The 22,488-nt window shown below is 55.0% G+C and carries 21 protein-coding genes; 5 read left to right on the plus strand and 16 right to left on the minus strand.

The features are described 5' to 3' along the window. Positions 1 to 40 precede the first annotated feature (40 nt). The 9 genes from AC5DDB_RS12165 to AC5DDB_RS12205 all read right to left on the minus strand — a co-directional run bounded on the left by AC5DDB_RS12165 (position 41) and on the right by AC5DDB_RS12205 (position 6,070). Positions 41 to 265, minus strand: a complete 225-nt coding sequence (locus tag AC5DDB_RS12165) for a hypothetical protein (RefSeq protein ID WP_491740003.1) — start codon at positions 263 to 265, stop codon at positions 41 to 43. Between the two features lie 75 nt (positions 266 to 340). Beyond that, positions 341 to 778, minus strand: coding sequence for a hypothetical protein (locus tag AC5DDB_RS12170; RefSeq protein ID WP_491740004.1), 438 nt, complete (start codon positions 776 to 778; stop codon positions 341 to 343). Between the two features lie 200 nt (positions 779 to 978). Further along, the gene (locus AC5DDB_RS12175; protein WP_491740005.1) at positions 979 to 1,983 is read right to left on the minus strand and encodes a hypothetical protein; all 1,005 of its coding nucleotides are present in this window, start codon (positions 1,981 to 1,983) and stop codon (positions 979 to 981) included. Further along, the gene (locus AC5DDB_RS12180; RefSeq protein WP_491740006.1) at positions 1,983 to 2,414 is read right to left on the minus strand and encodes an ExbD/TolR family protein; all 432 of its coding nucleotides are present in this window, start codon (positions 2,412 to 2,414) and stop codon (positions 1,983 to 1,985) included. Before AC5DDB_RS12180 ends, AC5DDB_RS12175 begins: the two co-directional genes overlap by 1 nt. After that, a complete protein-coding gene (locus AC5DDB_RS12185) occupies positions 2,401 to 3,336 on the minus strand; it encodes a MotA/TolQ/ExbB proton channel family protein (protein ID WP_491740007.1) in 936 nt (311 codons plus the stop codon). The genes AC5DDB_RS12180 and AC5DDB_RS12185 overlap by 14 nt, the downstream gene beginning before the upstream one ends. 81 nt (positions 3,337 to 3,417) lie before the next feature. Further along, positions 3,418 to 4,146: a hypothetical protein gene (locus AC5DDB_RS12190; RefSeq protein WP_491740008.1), complete on the minus strand. Its 729-nt coding sequence runs from the start codon at positions 4,144 to 4,146 to the stop codon at positions 3,418 to 3,420. Between the two features lie 89 nt (positions 4,147 to 4,235). Continuing rightward, entirely contained in the window at positions 4,236 to 4,592 is a 357-nt protein-coding gene (locus AC5DDB_RS12195) for a hypothetical protein (RefSeq protein ID WP_491740009.1), read from the minus strand. A gap of 62 nt (positions 4,593 to 4,654) precedes the next feature. After that, positions 4,655 to 5,743: a hypothetical protein gene (locus AC5DDB_RS12200; RefSeq protein ID WP_491740010.1), complete on the minus strand. Its 1,089-nt coding sequence runs from the start codon at positions 5,741 to 5,743 to the stop codon at positions 4,655 to 4,657. A gap of 144 nt (positions 5,744 to 5,887) precedes the next feature. Beyond that, complete coding sequence (locus AC5DDB_RS12205; RefSeq protein ID WP_491740011.1) at positions 5,888 to 6,070, minus strand: hypothetical protein; 183 nt, start codon at positions 6,068 to 6,070, stop codon at positions 5,888 to 5,890. A 209-nt stretch (positions 6,071 to 6,279) separates the two neighbouring features. Here AC5DDB_RS12205 and AC5DDB_RS12210 point away from each other — a divergent pair, with 209 nt between their 5' ends. The 5 genes from AC5DDB_RS12210 to AC5DDB_RS12230 all read left to right on the plus strand — a co-directional run bounded on the left by AC5DDB_RS12210 (position 6,280) and on the right by AC5DDB_RS12230 (position 13,552). Then, the gene (locus tag AC5DDB_RS12210) at positions 6,280 to 8,685 is read left to right on the plus strand and encodes an SUMF1/EgtB/PvdO family nonheme iron enzyme (protein WP_491740012.1); all 2,406 of its coding nucleotides are present in this window, start codon (positions 6,280 to 6,282) and stop codon (positions 8,683 to 8,685) included. Between the two features lie 372 nt (positions 8,686 to 9,057). Next, positions 9,058 to 10,398, plus strand: coding sequence for a type IV secretory system conjugative DNA transfer family protein (locus tag AC5DDB_RS12215; protein WP_491740013.1), 1,341 nt, complete (start codon positions 9,058 to 9,060; stop codon positions 10,396 to 10,398). Then, a complete protein-coding gene (locus tag AC5DDB_RS12220) occupies positions 10,388 to 10,651 on the plus strand; it encodes a hypothetical protein (RefSeq protein ID WP_491740014.1) in 264 nt (87 codons plus the stop codon). The genes AC5DDB_RS12215 and AC5DDB_RS12220 overlap by 11 nt, the downstream gene beginning before the upstream one ends. A 25-nt stretch (positions 10,652 to 10,676) precedes the next feature. After that, positions 10,677 to 10,994, plus strand: a complete 318-nt coding sequence (locus AC5DDB_RS12225) for a hypothetical protein (RefSeq protein ID WP_491740015.1) — start codon at positions 10,677 to 10,679, stop codon at positions 10,992 to 10,994. 101 nt (positions 10,995 to 11,095) lie between these two features. Next, entirely contained in the window at positions 11,096 to 13,552 is a 2,457-nt protein-coding gene (locus AC5DDB_RS12230; protein WP_491740016.1) for an SUMF1/EgtB/PvdO family nonheme iron enzyme, read from the plus strand. A gap of 2 nt (positions 13,553 to 13,554) precedes the next feature. Here AC5DDB_RS12230 and AC5DDB_RS12235 read toward each other — a convergent pair whose 3' ends face one another. The 7 genes from AC5DDB_RS12235 to AC5DDB_RS12265 all read right to left on the minus strand — a co-directional run bounded on the left by AC5DDB_RS12235 (position 13,555) and on the right by AC5DDB_RS12265 (position 22,295). After that, on the minus strand, positions 13,555 to 14,637 hold the full coding sequence (locus AC5DDB_RS12235) for a reverse transcriptase domain-containing protein (protein WP_491740017.1): 1,083 nt from the start codon (positions 14,635 to 14,637) through the stop codon (positions 13,555 to 13,557). Then, positions 14,634 to 14,978: a diversity-generating retroelement protein Avd gene (avd, locus tag AC5DDB_RS12240; protein ID WP_491740018.1), complete on the minus strand. Its 345-nt coding sequence runs from the start codon at positions 14,976 to 14,978 to the stop codon at positions 14,634 to 14,636. Before avd ends, AC5DDB_RS12235 begins: the two co-directional genes overlap by 4 nt. A 186-nt stretch (positions 14,979 to 15,164) precedes the next feature. Continuing rightward, a complete protein-coding gene (locus AC5DDB_RS12245; RefSeq protein WP_491740019.1) occupies positions 15,165 to 15,305 on the minus strand; it encodes an SUMF1/EgtB/PvdO family nonheme iron enzyme in 141 nt (46 codons plus the stop codon). A 130-nt stretch (positions 15,306 to 15,435) separates the two neighbouring features. After that, a complete protein-coding gene (locus AC5DDB_RS12250; protein WP_491740020.1) occupies positions 15,436 to 18,081 on the minus strand; it encodes an SUMF1/EgtB/PvdO family nonheme iron enzyme in 2,646 nt (881 codons plus the stop codon). Between the two features lie 8 nt (positions 18,082 to 18,089). After that, a complete protein-coding gene (locus AC5DDB_RS12255) occupies positions 18,090 to 19,427 on the minus strand; it encodes a hypothetical protein (protein ID WP_491740021.1) in 1,338 nt (445 codons plus the stop codon). Continuing rightward, positions 19,424 to 20,374, minus strand: a complete 951-nt coding sequence (locus tag AC5DDB_RS12260; RefSeq protein ID WP_491740022.1) for a hypothetical protein — start codon at positions 20,372 to 20,374, stop codon at positions 19,424 to 19,426. Before AC5DDB_RS12260 ends, AC5DDB_RS12255 begins: the two co-directional genes overlap by 4 nt. A gap of 64 nt (positions 20,375 to 20,438) precedes the next feature. Further along, a complete protein-coding gene (locus AC5DDB_RS12265) occupies positions 20,439 to 22,295 on the minus strand; it encodes a hypothetical protein (protein WP_491740023.1) in 1,857 nt (618 codons plus the stop codon). Between the last annotated feature and the right edge of the window lie 193 nt (positions 22,296 to 22,488).

Genomic DNA, 22,488 nt, shown 5'->3' on the forward strand with positions numbered 1-22,488 from the left:
GCCCGTCGGATTCAGTCACATTGTGCGACCGAGCAACTCGTCAGTCCAAATCTGCGATTCGCCGTAGTCGGGCCAGTTGCTCTTGTCGCCGTCGGTCGATGGCCGCTCGCTCCTCATGTTCGATCCGACTGATGTCGTGACTGAGTTCGAGGGAACTCGCTTCCGGTCGCGATGTGACCTCAGGTTCGTGGACCGCAACCTGGCTGGGCCGCAATTGCGGTTCCGGCTGCCGACTCGAAGCGGCTGTTGGGGTGAGGGTTAGCATGTGACTCTCCTCGTGAATGAGGTTGCAAAGGTTAGGTGGGCGAGACGTTCCGGACCACTAAACGGTTGTTCAGATCTATGAACTAACATCGACTGAGTGTGGTTGCGACGAGTGGGTATGGGACTGCGTCATCGGAAGTTGATGGTCCCGCTCATCGGATTCGGGTGTTGTGTGGTTGGCTCCACCCAGTCCAAGTCGGAACCAAGCTCCGGCGATCCCGATAAATGTCGCCTGTTGTTCGGGAAAACGGACCACACTGAAAAAGCCGTAGTCGATGTATTCGTGGTCGATTGTTGACATCGCAGCCACAGTCATTGAACGACCAATCGCGTTCGCGAAGGACTTGCCAGTTGCTTGTCCGGAGTGCCGAACCATGTGACGCTGGAAACTCTCCGCATCGGGCCGCGAACGCATCGCCATGAACGCGATCAGCAGCAACATGACCATCGATCCCGAAATGAGGCGAACGGGTCGAGCGGATGTCGAGATGGGTTGGGTCGTGGGCTGAGACATGTTTTCTTCTCCATGTTGAGGCAGGTTGTTTTCTGGCCTACAGCTCCAAGAAAATCAGGAGGTGGTTCCTAAAGAATAAAGGCAGTGGGTCCGACTGTTTTCCCTGTCGAATTGAGTCAAAGAAGCAAAACACGAAAAGTTTTGAGTGTGGTTCGATAGGATTAATGGCGGTTTCGACGCGATTACTTGCGCTGACTGGTTCATTGTTGTTGCTCTCGCACACGCAGAACTCGGAATGCCGACATGCCGTCGACAGGATCCGTCTGCATAAACCGAACCACGGTGACGACTCGCCCAGTTGGTTGAGTGCCCGTCTGGGACAGGTATTGTCGCTGCGCTCGGAGGATCTCCTGGTCGTAGGCCACTGGCAGAGCCAACAGCAATTGGAATGGCCGGTTGGCAGACGCTGGGAATTGCTGATGCAGACGATCGAGCAGTGCCCGGGTCGACGGCGTGCGGGGAAGGGGGGCCATACGCGCTGCGTAGCCCTGGAGATCATCGCGTTTGATTTCCTCCCAGCGGGCATATCGCGGATTGAGCGAGCGACCAATTTGCACAAAACGCTCGCCGTCGAAGCCCAGAATCAATCCGCGATGGTTTGCGGCGAGTTCTTCGTATTCTCCCAGTGTCTCTAAGCAAAATGGGGCGGCGGTCACGCCATCGGTCTCGGTGATCGCACCGATCGGCCAAGTTTCATCGTCTTCGGAGTCCTGATTCGCCAATCCGCCATCAGGACTGGATTCATCGGAAAGGATTTCCTCTTCAATGACCTGTGGTTCGGCGATCGGTTCATTGATTGAAACGGGCGGATCGGTTGCTGATTCGGCAATTTGCAGTGAAGTGTCCACTTCGACCGCCGCTGGCTTCGGTGTCGGAGCGTCTTCCGTCGGCGAAGTCGGTACCCCCACCACTGCCCGCGAACGGTACTGGATCGTCGGCGGGGTCTCAGCGTCCCCGTTGTCGGCAGCGAGATCAGTTTTCTGTTCGGAAACAACCCGATCGTCGGCCGGTAATTCGGTGTGCGGAGTCGGTCCCAGCGTGCTGAATGCTTGCCAGCAAAGGACCAACAAAACGAGCATGAATGCGAACACACCTCGAGCCTGCCAACGACTCACTGCATCGACAAGTGCTCGATCTTCGCGATTAGACGCGGCAAGCGAAATTCGAGTACGGTTGATCTCCGAATTCTTGGAAAACTGGTCCATTAGGGATTCCCTTGTGAAAGAGTGGAATCGGATTCTGCAACTTCGACGAGTTCGACTACGGCGATTTGTTCGCGTTTCAGACGCTCCATCAGTTTCACGGGGCACTCGTGCCGGACATCCGGATCACACTGCAGCACGATTCCCCGGGTAGCGTCGTCGGCAAACACCGTCTCAAGATGTTCCACCAATTGGTCACGATCCACGACGTCATCTTGGAATCGGATCAAACCAGCGGCGTCAATTTCGACGACAGGACAATCCGAATAATCCTCGGCAGATTGAGCTTCCGCCGGCTTGTTGTCGACTCGGCTGACGGCAACCCGGATCACTTCGTCTTGGATCAGCAGCGTCAATGCAATCAGCAGGATAAAGACGACATCCAGCAATGGTGCGAGCGTGTCGTCGTGGGTGGAGGGTTCACGCGTTGACATCGGACTCTCCCAGATGGTTCGCTTTCAGTTGGACGAGCGTTGACGACAGGCAATCGGGGCATCGGCCGTTCTGCTCCGGCTGCAAATTCGTTCGTGCCAGTTCGATCGACGTTGTTTTCGCGGTTTGTTTCCGGGATGCCGATTGTTTTTTCCTGCGACGGCTTGGCTTCGACTTGGTTGGTGGGGCATCGGCGGACTCTACATCTTTGGTACTGTGTTGAGCGGTTTGATGGGACTCTCCGATCGTCTGGAGCTTCGCCGCCGCGTTCGCGATCCACAGCCCACATTCCTCGACCGTATCGGTCAGTTCGGCATATGCGGGTGCAAACACCTTGGCTCGCGCGGAATGGACGATCAGAGCCATCACCAAACCAACCGCGGTCGTCCCCAACGCAAATGCCAACGCGCCCATGCGAGCGTCGATTCCGCCATCGACGGCAAATGCTTCCGCCGCGCCAATGACGGTACCCAACAGCCCCATTCTCTGGACCGTGGTTTCCCAAAAGGCTTCTTCATGGACGCGGAACCGCAAGCGGTTCAGATAGATCCGCCGTTCCTGCTCCGCCAATCCGCTTCGCCCATTGAGTTCGTGATCGAGCATGCGTTCGGCCAAGCTGAAGACGTTATCCTCACCGCACTCGGAATAGGGACTCAGCGATTCGGTGGAAGCGACTCTTGTGCCCGGTGATTCGAAGGACGGTGACGGATTCGACTCCCGGGTTGTTAAGAGTTTCTGCTGCATCCGGGCAAACATTACGGGCAAGTCCAAACCCAGCAAATCTTTCCAGCTCCGGATGGCAGCGTGTAGTTGGCATCGTCGACGACGGGTGGCTAAGACGATGGTCAACACTCGGTAGCCCAAATAGACGAAGACCAGCCACACGGTCGTGTCGATTAGGGATGCGTTTGAAGTCACAGTCATTGCAGTTCACACCTCGCGAGTGGGAAGTTGAAAGGAAGTCTTAGCACGGGCGGCCGAGTTGGCCGCCCTAGGATTGGCAACTCAGCGGTGAACTGTGGATGACGAACTCAGCGACTCGATGAGACCTTCCACTTCCTTTTGCAAGCGGTCCAAATCGTCCGCCAGACCCCTCAAGGCCGGTTTCAAACGCGGATTTTCAAGAGGAGCCAGGTTTCGGGCTCGAAATACTCGGATGACTTCCGGACTCGGCGTCGCCATGGGGGGCGGTGGCGGAAACCGCTCCCACGCCGTGTTGATCACTGGTTGTGATTCGGAGGCAACTGGTTCGACGGCACGTGGTTTCTCGGCGATCGCTGGTGGTCGATGGATTGAAGGTGCGTCGCTAGTCGTAGTCAACGGAACCACATGCTCCGACTCTGTTGTCTGAGCAGCTTGCTCACTGGGATTTGCCGTGCTGTCCGGTTCTGTGAGTGGTTGAGCGATCACCGGATCTTCGAGTTTCTGAGGTTCGACCTTGTCCGGCAGCAATGGCTCGGCATCTGTGGGTACCGCTGGTGGTTTGGGGAGCGGATATTCGTCCAACAACCGCTTGATCAACTCTTGCAGTGCTTGCCGATCGCGTTCGGCCCGCTCCTGACGTTCGGGATCAAGCGAGCCTTCAATGATCTGCCGATAGTGCTCGGCGGCGGCTTCGTACTGAGCGGCGACCGATGAACTCGTTTCGGTCGTGGTCGTGGATTCAGGCTCAGCGGCGACGCCGATGCTCGCAGTGGAGGCAAAAAGTAAAGCGATGGCGATCAAGTTTTTCATGGGAACACTCCTAGTTGAAAGGGTCTCATTTTCGGTCGAGGAAAGGGTGACAGGATTTCACACTGATCAGCAGGCCGAGGTCATACGGCTCAGTCGGTTTCGGTCGGGGAACCGGCCTCGGGAATCCGGTCGTTTTCGTATTGCTGGAGCAAGGTTTCGAAGAGGTAATACTCCGGCGACAGGTTGACATCGGGTTCCGGCGTTGTGGCGATGGGAGTCGTTTCGCGTTCCAAATCGTCGACGCCGACATCTGGCTCGGAAACCGGGGACAGCGTTTTCTCGGCTTCGGGTTCAGGAATATCCGTGCTGTATGGAATCGGCGGCATGGCATCGCTCGATGACCCACCGCAACCGAGTGAGCTGAACGTGAAGAGGCTGGCCAATGCCGCGGCCACGAATACGGAACTCACGCCGAGGACCTTGGCAATCGAAGGAGATTTCGACATCGTTGGTTGTCCTTGTAGAATCAGTGAAACGAATTGGAAACTTGGCTACATCGCGAAAGGCTTTAGGGAGTTGCTTCTACGGGTTCAGCGGTCATCTCGCCCGCCAAATTCTCGTCGTCTAGGGGTGGCAAGTGGCTGAGGATGTCGGTTGCCTTCCGGTTGGTTTCGACGTTGCCGGCTGGCCGGACCTCACCACGTTTTCGGAACGTGGCGATTCGCTGTTCGATCTCCCCAAAGGTGGCTGACCAAATCGCCTCACCACCAAGCGGTTTCAATCGGTCTCGATCAGCGGTTAATTGGTTCCGCTGGCCGCGAACCCGGTGGCGACGCATGGCATCGACGCCGTGAGCGGCAATGTCGGCGATCAGCGTTTGATCGTCGGTAGCGATCGAGAAGCGGGTGTCCAATTCGCCCCACATTTGCTTGGCGGCGGTCAGAGTGGCTTCCAAATCGGCTTGATTCTCAAGCGCGGAAATGGCTCGGCTTTCCGCCAACAGTCGCTGACGTTCGGCGTTCTGGCGTTGGTTATTGAGTTTGACTACCGCGAATTGCACTTCACTCGGCAACTGGGTCGCTGGTTGATCCAGCTCGGGAAATCGCGCTTTGAGTTCGTGCAATTGCTTAAGAAAACCGCGGGACTCCTGGCGATACTCCTGGGCGTGCTCCTTATGTCTGCCATATTGACGTTTCTCTCCGGCAATCTGACCTTGGAGGTCCTTTTCCAGCTCTGTGAAAGTCGCCACGACTGCCTTTTGAGTTTGCAGAAACGCTTCGATGTCTTGATCGACATCCTTCAGGGCCGCAGCGAATGCCTCTTCGAAGTCGGCTCGGGCCTTGGGGTCATCAGGGTGCCGAGCGTAGTGCGAGTGGGCCTTGCGAGCGGCTTGAATCGCGAGTGAATCGGGATCGCCGATTGTGTTCCAGGCTTGAACGGCTTGCTTACCGGCGGCTTCGCGGAACTTGTCCAAGCGGTCTTCCAAATCAACGATCACCGAAGGCGGAGCCGCAACCGTATCGGTCGGAACAGAAGTTTTGGTGGCGACTTGACCAAAAACGGTGGGTTGCAATCCGATGAATGCAGCCATTGCAAACAACGTCAATTGGACTGCCTTTGTCAGTTCGACATTCGTTGTGATTCCTGTGCGAAACATTTTGAACATTCCTTTGGCAAGGGGATTGAAAAAGTCAGGTGGTGTTCTCGATCGATCGTTCACGTCTAATAAAGGCAGCGCTCTAGCGGGGACACTCGCGAATTTTTGGAAACTTTCCCGTTTTGTTGGCGACGTGCATTCGCCTTACGACTCATCAGGCGATTGCGACGCAGAGTTGTTCTCTGCGACGTCAGTGGCCTGTTCGGTGATATCCAATTCGACGCGAATGTCGTCGAGGACTCGGCAGGCGACTTCGACGTGCTGTACGATCTGCCGCAAATGACACTCGAGCGAATAAACTAAAGAACGCAGATTTTGTTTGGGCATCGCGGCTCCTTAGGCTTGACGCTTCAAAACGCTGGGGGTGATACGACTGAGCTGGCTACACACTTCAAAGGCAGTTCACCGGCCCGTGTTCGCGAAGAAATTGTCGACTTTCAGCGCCGTTGAGTTGCACGCTACGAGATGGCACAATCAAACGGCCATCCCGACCAAATCGAAGTGTGCTCCTGATACCAAGAGAATGTTTCCCCGTGATGTCGAATCCACCTTTCATTGCCGAGCAACGACTGTTTCGTCTTAACCTCCCATGGCGGTCTGGCGAACAGAAAGATTGGCCAAGCGACGCGTTAGTCCAGAAACGACTTGAACGCTCTGCGGACGACGATGAGGGTCAGTCCGCCGAAAAACGCGGCTGGATTCAGGTCGAAAACCGCCAAGAGTTCTTGACGGACCCCAGTATCAAACGGTTGTGTGTCGTCGAAGATGCTGGCATGGGAAAGACGAAATTGTTGGAACAGATTCAGTATCTACGACAGGCGGACGACCCCGGTCTTCTGGCAATACGGTTCGAGTTCCACGAACTACCGGAGAATGCACGTGACTATCTAGCTGGCCCGTGCCCACGCTTGATCGAGCGTCTTCACAAGTATCTCCCCGGGGTGCCGGAGACTGACGCAGTCGATCGAGGACTGGAGCGGTTGATTCAACGCAAAATCCGCCAAGGAAAGCTGACGCTGATCGTCGATGCGCTCGATCAATCGAATTCCGCCGAGGCCCGTGAAAAAATGGTAACGGCGTTACGTGACTTCCTCACCAAGAATCCGGATGTTCGCTGTGTGATCTCGGGGCGTCAGTTTGCGGTTCAGCGGTTCTGGCCGAAGTTGTTCAAAGAGACCGGTCCGTGGGATTTGGTACAAATTGACTCGTTCACGGACGAGGAACGGAAGACGTTTCTTGGCGACGAAAGATCCAACAAGCTCCAGCAATTGGAAGCCGATGTATTGGCGATTCCGCGGGCTCTGGAAACTGTCCGCGACATCCCAGAGGACGAGTTGAATGTCGTTCGCACGGCGAGTGATCTCTATTGGCGATGTGTCAATCGGATGCTGCAAAGAGGTCTCCGGCAGCAATCGATTCGGATTGGATTCGAACAAGCCTTGAGCCTGTTTGCATTGCTGGCCTTTGAAACCGTGCGGCGGAGCTTGCTGGCCGGTGTCGAGAATCAACCAACGACGTTGGATGGTGTCGAGTGCCGTGAGTTTGTTCGCCAGGTTTGGCAAGCCAGAAAGGATGCGGAGCTTAACGAGTATGTAGACTGTCAACGGCCCTTCGACGAGTTCTGTCGCGATTTGGGCCGGTTAGTGGCGCTGAATTTGCACCTTGATCCGGGGGTGCTGGAGGCGGGAGGCGACGATCCGTACGCTCCGGAACTGACGCAGATTGTTTGGCGGAATCGTACGCTTCAGGATTTCTTTGCGGCATTGTGGGTCACACGGTATTCGCAGTCGGATGCCGATCGGGAGTGGTTGCGGACTCATTTGCATCTTCGCGGCGAGTGGAGCAATCATCATGCTCATCCCGAACTGCATGAGTTTTGGCGTATGGCCGCGGAGATGCCAGCGGATGCGCGAAGCGATGCGGTTTGGGTTCGCTCACTGTCGGTGTTGTATTTGCCGCCACCGGCCGACAAGCCCGTTGTGCGGTCCACAGAGATGGTTTACCGCAGTTGGCGGTGTTTGCTGAAGATCGCCGGGGAATTGTCGGAAGAAAACGGGTCTGAATCGGTTGTCCAAGACGTGACGACGGACCTTCAATTCCAAATTCGCGACGTGGTCGATTCTGGAGATGCCCTCCCGGTGGAGATCGATTGGATGGCGAGTGCCCTCATGGTGGCTCAGCAAATCTTATCACTGTTTTTGAGTGAGTTTCCCCGGATGGTTCGTGAATCCTCAGCTGATAGCGTGCTGTGCCGTTTTGACCGGGACTTGCCGGAAGGCGACCGCGAGGGGTTGATGGCGATTCCGGCCGGGGAGTTTTGGATGGGCAAAACCGAATCGTCGGTGTCGTTGGGATTTCTTATGAGTGGTTGCGCGGTGACGAATGCCATCTATCGATTGTTCGATCCTGGTCATCATGGGGAGCGGTTTTCATCTTACGAAGACTATAGCCCTGAGCCGGATTGTCCAGCAATTTATTTGAATTGGTACGACGGATGGTGTGTGTCACTGTGGCTTCATGGTCGATTGCCGAGCGAGCATGAGTGGGAATACGCTTGTCGCGGGCAACTTGGCACTGACGAGCCTCCTACGAAGTGGTGCTTTGGCGATGACGAAAGCCAGTTAGCGGAATATGCTTGGTACGAGACGAACTCCGAACGAAAGACACATGCCGTAGGTGGGCTTCGAGCGAATGGGATTGGTCTGTCCGACATGCACGGGAACGTGGTTGAGTGGACAAGTAGTTGGCATCATCTGGATCCTGAGGAGGGCCGAAGACCGAATTTTGTCAGCCGGTTTCGTGTGTTGCGGGGTGGTTCCTTCCTCAACTACTCCTCCTTCTGCCGTTCGGCCTTCCGCCTCAACTGGGTCCATCCGTCCGACTCGGGTCACTACTTCGGGGTTCGTGTCGCCAGGGCTCTTCGCGAAAACCTGAGTTCTTAAACCCTCAATCCTATCCTCGCCGCAGGCGAGGATCCGCGCAAAAATTTCGATGCATTCAGTCACTTTCTCATCAAATAATAATCGATGGTTGAAAGCAATTGCTGAAAAACCCGACTATAGCATCGTCGAGCGAAGTCGCATTCCAATACCGCCGTTCTACAAAATCGGAATTGAGGATCCTTGTGTTCGTCTCACACCCTAAGCTCAATTCATTTCCGACGAAGAATACGATTAACTTCTGAACGAATCGAAAATCCATCGAGATCTGCTCCGACAACTGCCTTTGTGAGGGAAAAGCAAGTCACCAAGCCACTTGGTCGATGACAACTCCTTTCACCCTTCGACGAATCCGCAGTTAATCGGAGCTACTACATGCCATGCAACGGCAGTCTGCAACCACGAACAAATTCTTCCCCGATTCTGGGGTGGCAAACCGTCAATCGCCCAGCCTTCGGCTTTGCACCGTCTCAATCGCCTTCGAGTGAAGCCTCACTTCAAGCATTGGATGTCGATGGTCACTTAATGACCGTGGCTCCCACGGGGGCGGGCAAAGGCCGCGGCGTGTTGATTCCGAACTTGCTCACGTATGCCGGGCCGGTGTTCGTGATCGATCCGAAGGGCGAACTCTACAACGTGACGGCTGAACGCCGAAGACAGCTCGGCCAGCACGTCGTGCGGCTCGATCCATTTCGGATCACCGGCAGTGACACCGACGCACTCAATCCGTTCGATGTGCTATCGCTACCAGGAGCCGATCTCGAATCGGACAGCTACTGGCTGGCGTCGTCTCTGACAGTCAATGGAGCAATTTCCAAAGACCCGTTCTGGAACGAAACGGCGACCGCCTTTATCGGTGGGCTGATCACCTACCTCGCGACCCAGTCACACGAGCGGCGGACGTTGAACGAACTCCGTCGCATGCTCCATGCCGACGACACAATCTACAATTTGGCGGTCGTGCTCGACACACAGGGCAAAGATATGAATCCGCTCGCCAAACAAGAGATCGCCGCCGTGCTGCAGATGCCCGACGTGACGCGGGGCGGTGCATTAGCGACCGCCATCTCGTTCCTGAAACCTTTTGCCAGCCAACAGGCTGCCGAAGCGTTTCAGCCCTCGACGGTTCCACTCGAAGATGTGATCTCTGGGCGTCCTCTCAGTATTTATATCACAATTCCCCCGGACAAACTCCGTAGCCATCGGGCCTTGATCAAGTTGTGGGTCGGCACGCTGTTGAAGGCAATTATGGCCCGCACACAACGACCTGCGTTGCCAACATTGTTCTTGATCGATGAGACTGCCCGCTTGGAGCATTTTCCGCTACTCGAAACTGCAATCACACTTTGTCGCGGCTACGGATTGCATGTGTGGACGTTCTGGCAGGATCTGCAACAGATTCAGGACTCGTTCCCAACTGGTTGGCGAACACTAATCAACAACTCGGCCGTGTTACAGACCTTCGGCATTGCCACTCAAGCGATGGCCTACCAATGGGGAGAATTCCTCAGCCACTCGCCTTCGGAGCTGATGTCGCTTGCCCGCGATGAGCAGATTCTGTCAGTCCATGGCCGAGGCGAACAACGGGGGCAACGGTTCGACTACTTGCAAGACGAACTCTTTCAGGGACTCTATCGGGCAAATCCGTTGTTCGCAGATCACGAAGTATCCCCTAGTAAAGCAACGATCTCACAGGAGCAGCCCCATGTTCGCTAGTAAACCTTCCAACTTTTCTGAGCGACTGCGGAAGAAACCAGACCCGAAACCGGATTTCAAAATCATCGAAGCCGAGAACGACTTCCCCTTCGCAGCCGGTTCCATCACGGACATCAGGGTCGGGTCCGCACATGCCGTGGCCACAGCACCTCAGGAAGCAGCGCTCCACGAACTGATGCGAAAGCTCGTCGACCTGGTCAACCACCGAAACACCGATATGCCGAAGTCGAATATTAAAATCGTCTATAAATGAAACCCAACCGTGACGGGAAGTCATCATGAGCTATAGTCTGGAACTCGGCCATACCGAGCGATTGCATTTGCAGAATCTGTATTTGTGCGTCTGTCTGCAAGGTGCAAATCTCGATGGAGAAGAGTGTTATGCGTATTTTGGAATCTTCCTCGATAGCCTGTTGCCGATGTTGAATGCCATCGATGCAGGCAGAGCAATCAACCCGAAGGATCATCAGTCGATCGTGCTCGCCCGTGGACTCGGACAGCCAAGCCAGGAGGTGCAAGAGTTCATGCGTCGCAAATTCAGTTTCGGTCATCCAGACCAGGACGTGATCCTGGAAATCTCTCGGCCGAATGCGTGACGTCTGCGGCTTGGTTGAGGTTCTTCGGACGGCACGGCAAGATGAACAACCTTTGTCCTTGTTGAGCACGAACTGTTGACGTCATCGTGATTGAGTCGCAAATGTGTCAGGAATCCCAACCGCTGTTTATTTCAACGCAGCGATTGTTTCGTCTGAATGCTCCTTGGTCACCCAGACAGACCAAGCAATGGCTTCGCGATCAGCGGTTTCGACACCTGTTGCGAAAGGGCGATGAAGCCGCATTGGCAGAGCCACTCGATGAGTCGCAAGATTCACAGCTTGGCTGGGAGCGGGTCGACGACCGCTCGAAATTTCTATCCGATAGCAGCATTCGGCGGTTGTGTGTTGTGGAAGATGCGGGGATGGGCAAGACCAAAGCCCTGCACCAGATCCAATACCTCCGGCAAACCGCGGACGCCGGTCACTTGGCAGTTCGTGTTGAATTCCACGAGCTGCCATGTCGGTTCGATGAATATCTTGGTAACGAGAAAACACCGTCTTGGCTCGTCGATCAAATTCAACCGCTGTGTGGAGTCGAGGAGTGTGAGGGGCAAGCGGTCTACGAGGGCCTGCGAAACCTGGTGCGTCGCAAGATCCGTCAAGGGAAACTGACGCTGTTGGTCGACGCGTTGGATCAATCGAATCTTGCGGATCAGCCGTTTGAAAGAGCCAAAATTCTAGCGAAGTTCTTGAACCACTACTCCGATGTCCGGTGTGTGGTCTCCGGTCGCCCATATTCGGTACAGGACTACTGGGAAACCCTGTTTGCGCAAACGGGACCTTGGGACTTGGTGCAAATCGATTCGTTCACCGAGGAGGAACGGAGAGCATTCTTAGGAGCCGAACGGTTTGCCCGGCTTGAGCAATTGGAGGCTGATGTCTTGGCGATCCCAAGGGCTCTGGAGGCTGTCCGCAACATTCCAGTTGACGAATTGAATGGCGTTCGCACCGCGAGTGATCTCTATTGGCGATGTGTCGAGAGTATGTTGGAAGAAGGTCTGGCCGACCCACCGGTCGACATGACGGTCAGTTGCGCTCTGAAGTTGTTTTCGTTGTTGGCATTTGAAACGGTTCAGAGCGGATTATGGGCCGAGGTCGATGAGAGTCCGGTGGTGGTCGATGGAGCTCGCTTGGAAGAATTTTTGGGGGAGATCTGGGATCGACGAGAAGGCGTCGAACTCATACGGCGGGACTACCCTGGCGGATACCGCGAATTCCGTCAGGATCTCGACCGGCTGGTCGCGACCAACTTGCTGCTCGATCCAGGTGTGCTGGCTTCCAAATCGTTGACACCGGAATTACGGCATTTGGCTTGGCGGAACCGGACGCTGCAGGACTTTTTTGCGGCATTGTGGGTCACACGGTATTCGCAATCGGATGCCGACCGGGAATGGCTGCGGACCCATTTGCATATTCGCGGCGAGCTTGATTCGCATCACACGCATCCCGAACTGTACGAGTTTTGGCGTCTCGCAGCGGAGATGCCGCGAGACGCCAGAAGCGATGCTGTGTGGATTCGCTCGCTGTCGGTGTTGTATGTGCCATTACCGGCCGACGAGCCCGTTGTGCGATCGACAGAGATGATGTACCGCAGTTGGCGAGGGGTATTGGGGGTTGCTCAGGAACTACGTGACGAGAACACTTTAGAACCGATCGTCCAAGAGTTGACGACGCAACTGCAATTCCGTATCCGCGACGCGGTTGAACGTGGCAGAGATTTCGCAACTGAGATGGATTGGACGGCGAGTGCCCCCATGGTAGCTCAGCAAGTCTTATCGCAGTTTTTGGGAGAGTTTCCGCGGCTGGTTCGTGAATCCTCAGCTGATAGCGTGCTGTGCCGTTTTGACCGGGATTTGCCGGAAGGAGACCGCGAGGGGTTTGTGAAGATTCCAGCTGGAGAGTTCTGGATGGGGGACGCGGAATGCGAACGTGAAAATGAGCCGCTGCACACAGCAACCGTCGACGTGGGTTTTCGAATGAGCGGTTGTGCGGTGACGAATGCCATCTATGACTTGTTCGATCCTGGTCATGCGGAGCGGTTTTCGGATTACGCAGACTTCAGTCCCGATGCGACATGTCCTGCGATTTATTTGAATTGGTATGATGGATGGTGTGTGTCGCTGTGGCTTCATGGCCGGTTGCCGAGCGAGCAGGAGTGGGAATACGCTTGTCGCGGCCAGCTTGGCACGGACGAACCGCCTATGAAGTGGTGCTTTGGCGATGACGAGAGCCAGTTGAAGGAATATGCTTGGTACGAGACGAACTCCGAGAGCCGAACTCATTCTGTGGGCACTCGCCAAGAGAACGCATTCTTGCTGTCGGATATGCACGGTAACGTTTGGGAGTGGACAAGCAGTTGGTATTATAAGGATCCTGAGGAAAGCCGAAGATCGCATTTTTTTGACCCTGTGGTGCGGGGTAGCTCGTTCGACTTCGGCTCCGACTCCGATAGCTGCCGTTCGGCATGCCGCGACTACAACCATCCGGCCAACGCGATTCGCAACTACGGGGTTCGTGTCGCCAGGGGTCATTGCGAAAACCTCAATTCTTCCGCTTGAGGTCAGGTTGAAGGAATGTAATCTCCCGCGCTACGTACAAACGGGTAGCCTGCCAGCAGACGCGCGGCGTACCGCCACGCATCGGCATGCTGTGCGTGTCCCCACCAACTGACGATGCGTTGCCGAACGTCTTCACTGGAGATCTCGCCGGCGGCGTACTGACGCTGCATCTGAAGCAAGCGCCGTCGGAAGCGAACAGTATTTCGTCGCCCCAACTGGCGATGCGTCGGAAACAATCGAAAGCCGAGGAATGGAATGCCATTCTTTACAGGGAAAATCACGGTTTTGTCGTCATGCAGCCGTAATCGCAGTGTCTGTAGGAAATACCTGACGGACCGACGAACGTCGTGCAATTCGGCTTTGTCGTCACCGAAGATCAAAAAATCATCGGCATATCGCACATAGCCGCGACGCCGCAATTTCTCTTTGGCAAAATGATCCAGCGGATTGAGCATCACATTCCCGAAGAACTGGCTGGTTTGGTTGTCGATCGGCAGACCACAAACACGTTCGAGGGGCACAAAGAGATTGTCGCCAGCAAACCAGGATGGCGCACGTTGAGCGGGAAAATGGTGGCGGACAATTTGCTCGACAATCCGAAGCACTCGTTGGTCTTTGAGTTTCCGTCGTAGTCGATCGAGCAAAATCTCATGGTCCACCGTGGGAAAGAACTGCTGGATATCTCCCTGGAGCACGTAGCGGAACTTGCGGGTGAACTGAGTAGCCCGGTTCAATGCGGCATGGGTGCCCTTGCCACGCCGGCAGGCATAGCTGTCGCTGACAAACGTCGGTTCAAACAGTGGCTCAATCACATTGCAGACGGCATGATGGACGACACGATCTCGATAAGGCGCGGCACTGATCTGTCTTCGCTTGGGTTCGTGAATGATGAATGTGCGGTATCGGCCGAGTTCATACGTTCCTTGAGTCAGCTCGGACTGAATTCGCAGCAGTTCATATTCCACGTTGAATTCGAAGTCGGCGACGTTCGGACGGAAACGTTTGCCGCGTCGAGCTCGCGCAGCGGCCATCAGCAAGTTGGGCCACGAGACCAGGGTCTCAAACAAAAATCCGCAACGTTTCATGCTCGGTCATCCAGATGTTTCCGCCACGCACCGATCTGTCGACCGATTTCTGCAAGTCGCTCGCAGCCATGTCCATGACTGTTCAGAGCGAGAATTTGCAAGTCTTTGGACACCCGAAACAGCATGCGAATTTGCTCAGTCCGCAACGCCGCCTGCCGTAACAACTCCGCCTTCTCATGAGCGTACTTCGCTTCGAGCAAGAGATCCAACAGTTCGAAGAACTTCGTCTCGATGCGGTTCCCGACGCCATATCGATGGAGACGCGGGAACTTTTCCACGTGCCGGAGTGTCCAAAGGAGCAAATCGTAGCTGTGGGTGATGACGGCCAGCTCTTCAGTCATCCGTTCCCTATGCAGCCGGCGGGGGTTTCGAACCGTGCGGCCTACTGACTCCACCGGCTGCGGGAATCATTCGGCCGAATCCACAGATTCGACACGGGACGCTGACCTGGGCTCTTCCAGGCCGAATTGTTGGACGGCGAGCGTCGAACAATCCTCCACTCCGCCGATCCGTAAACCGACGGATTCTCACCTCAAAGCGACACGTCGCTGAAGAGCGCTGGCGACACGAACCCCATTGTTGTGATTCGTGTTGGTCGGATGGTTGTTGTTACGGTATGCCGAACGGTAGTTGGAGGTGTTGTTGTTGAACGAGCCACCCCGCAACACACGAGACCAAACGGTCAGTCGCCCACTTGCATCACGGTATCGAAATCACGTGTCCGCGGCAAGAAAAATGAGGGAGACCCCGAAATTTTTTTCGCGGATCCTCGCCTGCGGCGAGGATAGGATTAAGGGTTTAAGAGTTGAGATTTTCGGGAAGAGCCCTGGCGACACGAACCCCATAGTCGTGAATCGCGACGGTCGGATGGTTGAGGTCACGGTAAGCCGAACGGCAGGTGGAGGTGCTGACGCTGAACGAGCCACCCCGCAACACACGAGACCCGTGGGAACTGCCCGGTGCATCGCTAATGGTCTGCACGTATTGACCGCGATAAAGGTCTTGGCACCATTCCTCGACATTGCCCAGCAAATCCATCAGCCCGATGTCCAGTCGATCAAGCGAGCGTGTCGCTGGATTGGCATGTTCGGAAGAAGGAACGGTCGTTTTGCCGATGTTCCAATCCGCATTGCATTTTTGCGGGTCGAACTCCCCGTCCCACCAATAATCGGCATCCCAGAGTGTGCCGTACTTGGCCGCATATTCCCATTCATTCTCCCACGGTAAGCGACAACTCTGTCCCTCCCACCGCGCCCACCAACAAAAGGCCCAGGCATTGAACCAACTCAGATAAATTGCAGGTTGATCACTGCCGGCGCTATATTTCTGGTAGTTAGACTCAAAGGGACTCCCGTTCAAGCCGTGGCGCGGCTGATAGAGCCGGTACCAGCAATTCAATGCTGGTGATCGGCTCAATTGGAAGCTGGCAATCTGTTGGTCAGGGTCATCGGGAGTTTCATCGCTGGGATAGAGGCCGGCACTTAGCATTTCGATGCCGCCACCACTCAACACCCGTAATAGAAAACTTTGAAAATTCGATTTCCTTCGCTGTACGTCTTTTCCAAACCCAAAGTTCCAGTCGGCCAGATAGTCCGCCACATAGTCCGCCACATAGCCGGATGGATCACCCTCGGGAGCTTCGTCAATGAACTCTTGCCAGTGGCGGCGTTTATCCGCTGGCATGCCCGCTTTGCCCAGCGGTGAACCCATGCGATATTTGCCAGCCGGTAATGTGAGGAAGCTATCCCGAAACGCCTTCGCGGCTTCCCGCCGCTCGTCCCCTTGCTGTCCGGCCAAAATCTGCTCGAACTCTCCCCACCAACGCTCGCGAATTTCCAGCGCTCGTTGCTTCCCCCTCATGCACAACGCTTCCAGTCGTGGCCAAGACCGAAAGATCATCTCACTGGAGCGTTTGGCTTCCCAGTCGCCATCCTTGTTCGGAGAACACGGCCGATAGAGCGGTTCAATCGCTTCCAGCCAACATTGCGGATCATGGGCTTTCTGCGGCATCTCGCACAGGAATTGCCAAATGTAATAGAACTCCTCGGTGTCCGTTCGCTCCGTCAAATACACCCACTCCCAAAGCCGCGTACGATCCTGCTCGAGCCGTCGGCTTCCCGATTCACTTTCGGTGTCATCGAGCCAGTGATTGGCCAGATAGTACGCACATAAGAATTCCTGGAGTGAGCGGTTGCGGAACTGAATTTCCTGCAGACCGGCTAGATCGGTATCGAAGACGCCGTGTTCCAAAATATCGTTGAGGGCCGCTAGTGCCGTCATGTCCCGAGCAAAACTGTGGTTGGGTGGAACCAGATACCGATCCCGCCGCAAGCGATCGGTGAATCGTTGAAACTCGCGATTCTGGCGGCCGATCCGATCGAAATTCGGTTTGGTCTGCCACTCCCCGTTGACTTGGACGCGGATGGATTGGCTCGTCATCTCGAAGGCGATGGCACTCAACAACCGAAACCCGTGATCCAAGTTGTCGACATGCGGTTGCTGGGGTGGAGTGTCCGTTTCCCATCCCAAGAGCCGGGCCTGGGGAGAACCGGCCAGCCCTTGTTTCAGGAGTTCGCGGATCGCTTGATAGTACACATCGGCCGCGGTGTGAACTTCGGCCAAATCGTCGTCGGTTAGTCTCCGAAGATAGTCCAACACCCGCGGCACACCAAGGATGGGCCGTGCGTCTTCGGGGATCAAATCAAACTGCGATTCTCCGGAACTCGTTTTGCCGAGATACCGTCGTTGTTGGTCTTCATCAAACTCTTCCAACCGCAGGAACCGCCAGTCCTGGACCTGATTGGCGAAGAGCCGTTCCCAGTTCGATTTGAGCGCGTACGGTCGCCCGGCGAGCACGAAGCGGCAAGGAGACCAGTAAGACGAACTGAGAACATGCTCCAATCCGGCGACACCTTTTCCCGCTTGATCCAACCCATCGAATAGCAACACGAGCCGATTCGTCCGGCGATGAAATTCCACGAGTCGCTCGGCATCAGCCGTCGAGCAGCGATCTTCACGGGCAGCGTTCCGAACTTGCCCCGCCAAGTAGTCGAGCAAACGATCATCCACAGAACCTGCCGATCCGGCCAACTCGGAGATTGGCACATTGAAGGCCAAGCAGCGTGTGTGTGGTCGGTTGAACTGATAGGTTAACCACTCAACGGCCTTCGTCTTGCCGACCCCCGCGTCGGTCGTGATCACCAACCGCCGCAAATCTCCCGGACTGATGCCATCCTGATTGAACCGATCGAGAACCACATCTTCGTGGTCCGGGACTTCGACCCACGGATCGTCGTACGGGACATCCGCCGGCAAAGCGGCCCCCGGCCGGCCCGTCCGAAACTGCGCGGTTGTCAGGTATCGTTCAGGATGCTCGAACTCGGTCAACACACGCCACTCTTGATCAGCGATATAAGGCGGTTGCTGTATGCAGCCATCTGTCATTGGGAATCTCACTCGTCGGAATCGGATGCCATTTCGACCGGCTCGTTTTCATCATCGGGACCAGGACCATCATCCTCGGGATGCCGAGCCGTTCGGGGAGCCCATTGAGTCAACCACTTCTCCCGCACCTGATGTTGGTATTTCTTCAAATAACGGTTGGTGACCAACAACAGATCGAGGGCTTCTCCAACAGTTTGTACGTGTTCAATTACAAGATCTTGAAATCTGTCTGGTCCTGTGTATTCTTCCGTGGCAAAAACGAGCGTGTCGAGAGCTCGATAGGAATTCCCAACTTTTTCAGGAATTCCTCCTACAGGTCCAAGCTGTCGGTCGGCCAGTCTATCTTCGACGCCAAGTGGTCCCAGTTGTGCCGTGATTGCTACATCGTCGACCAAGGGCTCCGCGGGCGTATCCTGATGTAGATCCTCTTGATAAGGATTGCCACTTGCCGCCAAGACAGCGCACAGTGCCGCGGCTTGAGCCGAATTTCCCAAGAAGCGACTCGGGAAGAGGGGACCGCCGTCTCCTCGCTTGATCTCTGGCGGGTTTGTAATTCGCCATCGTCCGCGAAAGCGGGCACCAAGCCCGGACACATCCCATACTTCGTTCATGGCCTCGAACAAGGGTTCCGGTTCGGCGACAATCGAGCTTAAGCCAAGGTACAGCGGATCCGGACAAAACGGGCCGCCGTTTCGCACGGGGCAGAGTTCTACGGTCAACCAAAGCAGTCGATTTCCTTGCCCACCCGGCATTCCGCCGACAATCGGTGTGTAGACTGTACGCCACGCCTCGGATGTCTTGTCGGCTCGAGTTGCGATCCGAAATATCAAGTCGTGAGTTGTCCAATAGCCGACGGCATTCTCCCTTGAGTGGGGAGGTAGAAGTTTTGTCGCCTCGTCATCGAGAATGAGAGCCTGCCATGGACTTCTCTCAATGCTTGATACTTCTTGAGTGAGCGTCGTTTCAGGAACCGACGTGTCTAGCGTTATAACGAATCGTGGATCCCAAGCCGCATTGAATTGCTCAACAGCGATTGCAAATTGCCAGCGGGCGTTGTCAAGATCCCCGACTGAATTGGCATGGACACCGCGAAGGACGGCCGCTTCTCCTGCCAGAGTATGGCGTGCTGCACTTGCTAACCGCTCCTGCTGTCGAAACGCAATCCACGATGGTAGCTTCGGATTATGTGCCAGTTTGGCAAGTCTTGCTGCCAACCCAAGGAGTGGCACATTTCTGTTGCCTGCTCGCAAGAGCAAGTCGGACAATTTACTCGCATCGCCGAATAGCAATTCAGGAGGGATGCCAGTTTGCATTTCACCGCTGAGTAGTTGATCGAGTGCCATCATTCCTGTGTCTCCAATTTCTGTGCAAGTCGTTCGGCTGCTTGTTGTACGTCTGGGTCAGATGCGACTACGTCTTCGTCAAGAAATTCTTCGACTAGCTTGAGTGAGATTCGGCTAAGTACGTTCATATCGTCTCGTACCTGCCAAAGATGGGGGATCAACTCCTGTTCTGGATCGGTAGGCAATTGTGCCTTGATCGGAACTCGTCCCTGAAACCGTGGTGGCTGAGTTCTGTCATTCCGAACGGCTGGTACGAGTTGTGCCGCGACAACCTCTCCCTTGTTGTCACACAGTTCGATGAGTGCTGTGCGATAGGGAAAGGATTTTGAGCGGTCTTCTAATTGGTCTGACGGATAATCAAGTATCACCCATTGACGATTCGACGACAATCCAAACCATTCGCCCTCAGGCAGCTGATTGAGGCTCTCTCCTAGCAGGACTTCTAGATAGATGCTGGTTCCCCGTATTGGTCGCGATGGAGTATACTTCGTTGGCCGAGGGCTGCTACTAGCTGCTAGTCGCGGGATCGGCTGGGGTGGTGGATCGGCTTCAATTGCTGAGGACTCGTTGCGATCGAACAGGCCTAGGGTCTTCAGCGACGCGGGAATCGGGCGATCGAAGTTGAGATGGAAAGACTGACTCCTCACGTGAGCATCAAGCCAAATTGTGAAATGGCCGTTCGTGTTTGTCCAACCATCTGCGACGGGTTGCCCGTGTTGATCAGCCAAGTGCCAAGGCATCTCCCCCACACGCTCACGTATTCCCGGCTCGATCAGTACCGAGCCACACAAAGCCGCTTGCCCGTCGGCAGATGTCTTCCATTCAAGTCGCAATGTGACTAGGCCCCGGGTGACAACACGTGCTTCGCCACGATGCAGACGCAACTCCTCACAGAGTTCGTGAAGATCGGTTTGAACTCGATCCAAAATATCTTTGATCATGGTCATCATTTTATCTCCCATTAGCGAGCTCCAAGTTCGGGCTCAAATGTATTCTGAATGACTTAAAGGTAGCTCACTTCGATTTGCGCTGGTGGTCTGCAAGATGCCGCAGAAGATATACTGACAAAGGACACACGTCGGTTAGCGAATCCGTCAGTTCACCAAGTGTCGTTTGCCACTTCAAACAGACCGCTTCCACGCTGTCTTGGAGATTGTCAATGGCGTTCTCGTGATCGCGTGCTCTGATGAATCGACGAAGAATTTGTCCAGTTTGTTGATGGCATTTGCTGGTGGAATCGAACAGCGGTCGCAGTTCCGAGATGGCGTCTTCGATGGCAGTCTGTCGCGTATTGCAGTCGTCTCCCTTTAAATCGTCTGAGACGGGCTGTACGGTCCGATCATCATCCTCATCGTATGGATCTGAATTTGGGGGTCTGTCATCTTCCCGCTGCCAACCGGGATCGAGTGTTTGGGTCTGGACAGGCACCCAGACATGGGACGGGGGGCTGTCTAACTTCCAGGCGACAGCACCACACCGGGGGCATGGTGTTGAAGTCGGATTGGCAATGATGCTCAATGGATGCTTCCCTTTGGCATCTTGAGGACAAGACTTGCATCGAAATGCTGTCGCCTCCCGACATTCTTCATGGGCAAAGTATTGGAATTTGGGCTCGACAACGGCAGGACTCGCTGAGCAGTTGCAGCGACCTGCTGGCGGCAGATGTTTATCGCAATCGGGGCAGACCAATGCCCGAGCCACTCGAATCTTTCGCGACTCGTTGCTGAAACGGTCGACTTCGCAACTATCCCCATCTGCATCGAAGGCATAATCACCTTCGTACCTAGCGTACGGTACGAGGACTCCCTTGCGAGCATCGTTGATCAAATTGACCGAATCGCTGAGTGGAAGCGGCAAATGCACGAGAAACCGACTAAGAAAACTGTTGAGATGCTCCCCTTCCTGCCAAGCTGAGAGGTGGTGTTCTGTTCGACATCGTTGCAGCCAATTGTCAACCCGCGACGATTCTCTGGAGATCGCTGCCGTCGTCTCTTTGATTACGTCTTGCGATGTCAGGATCAGCGCATCCCACTCCGCGATTTTCTCTTTGATCTGTTCTCGTTCTTTTTCCGCAATCGTTTTCGAGGCTAATTCACGAAGTAATTCGTTTTTTTTGCCAGGGGCCATTTGCCAAATTGCGTAGCTGTCCTGCCAAGTTCGTAGCATTTTTTCGATCTGTATCCGATCAGTTTCCCGGCGAATTTCGTCATGTGATTGACTCGGTGAAAGCCCGCGGCGTTCGAAATGAAGCCAGCAGGTGCAGTTTCCACTGAGCAGCATACCAGCGAGTTCCCCTCCCAGTTGGAATCCAAAGCTCGCGTTTTGACCCCCTTCGATCGGGATCTTGGTCCAATTGACCACCTGAATCGGAACTTGAGTTTGTTGGCGTCGGGATTCGTACTCTTGCCAGCCAGCATCGCCGCCTTGCCAACCCCACCAGGGGCAGACAGTGCCCTGACCAGAAACTTTGCTTCCGACAGCGTGCGTCAAGGCCCCCAAGAAATGCCGCTGTCCGTCTTCGCCAATGACCCACCAGCAATGGTGCATTTCATAGTTCGAGGATTTCTGTTCGGTTGGGCAATCTGGGATCCAACCGCTCCAGCGTCGCAAGGTTCTCAGATTGCTGCCCGTCCCCAAGAGCACCATCTCCCCTAAACGCCGCAGCGGCATGATCTGCAATGCCTCGATTCGCAATGCGAGAGCCTGATAAAGGTTCTGCCACCACGGTTGAATCTTGAGGTGCATTTCTTGTGAGCCCAATTCCTTAATCTCGTCATCTGAGTAAGGCTCGTGAGCCACCCCCAATTCCTCGCAGAGTCGCCGAAACTCCTTCGGCGATGGTCTTTTAGGCAATCCAGACGTCTGACACATGCGTATTAACTCCCAAGTCAGAACAGGAATGTTCATCCACGCTTCAACGTCATTCACTTGAACTTGATCTGGCACACCGATCTCAAAGGTAGGGGGCTCACCCTGAACTCACGACAAATCTGCGAATTTTTGGCACTCATGCTTCCCTTTGAACCCTAAGTGGATTTTTCTGAATGGGTTACGACAAGAGTGA

Source organism: Thalassoroseus sp. (assembly GCF_984380535.1).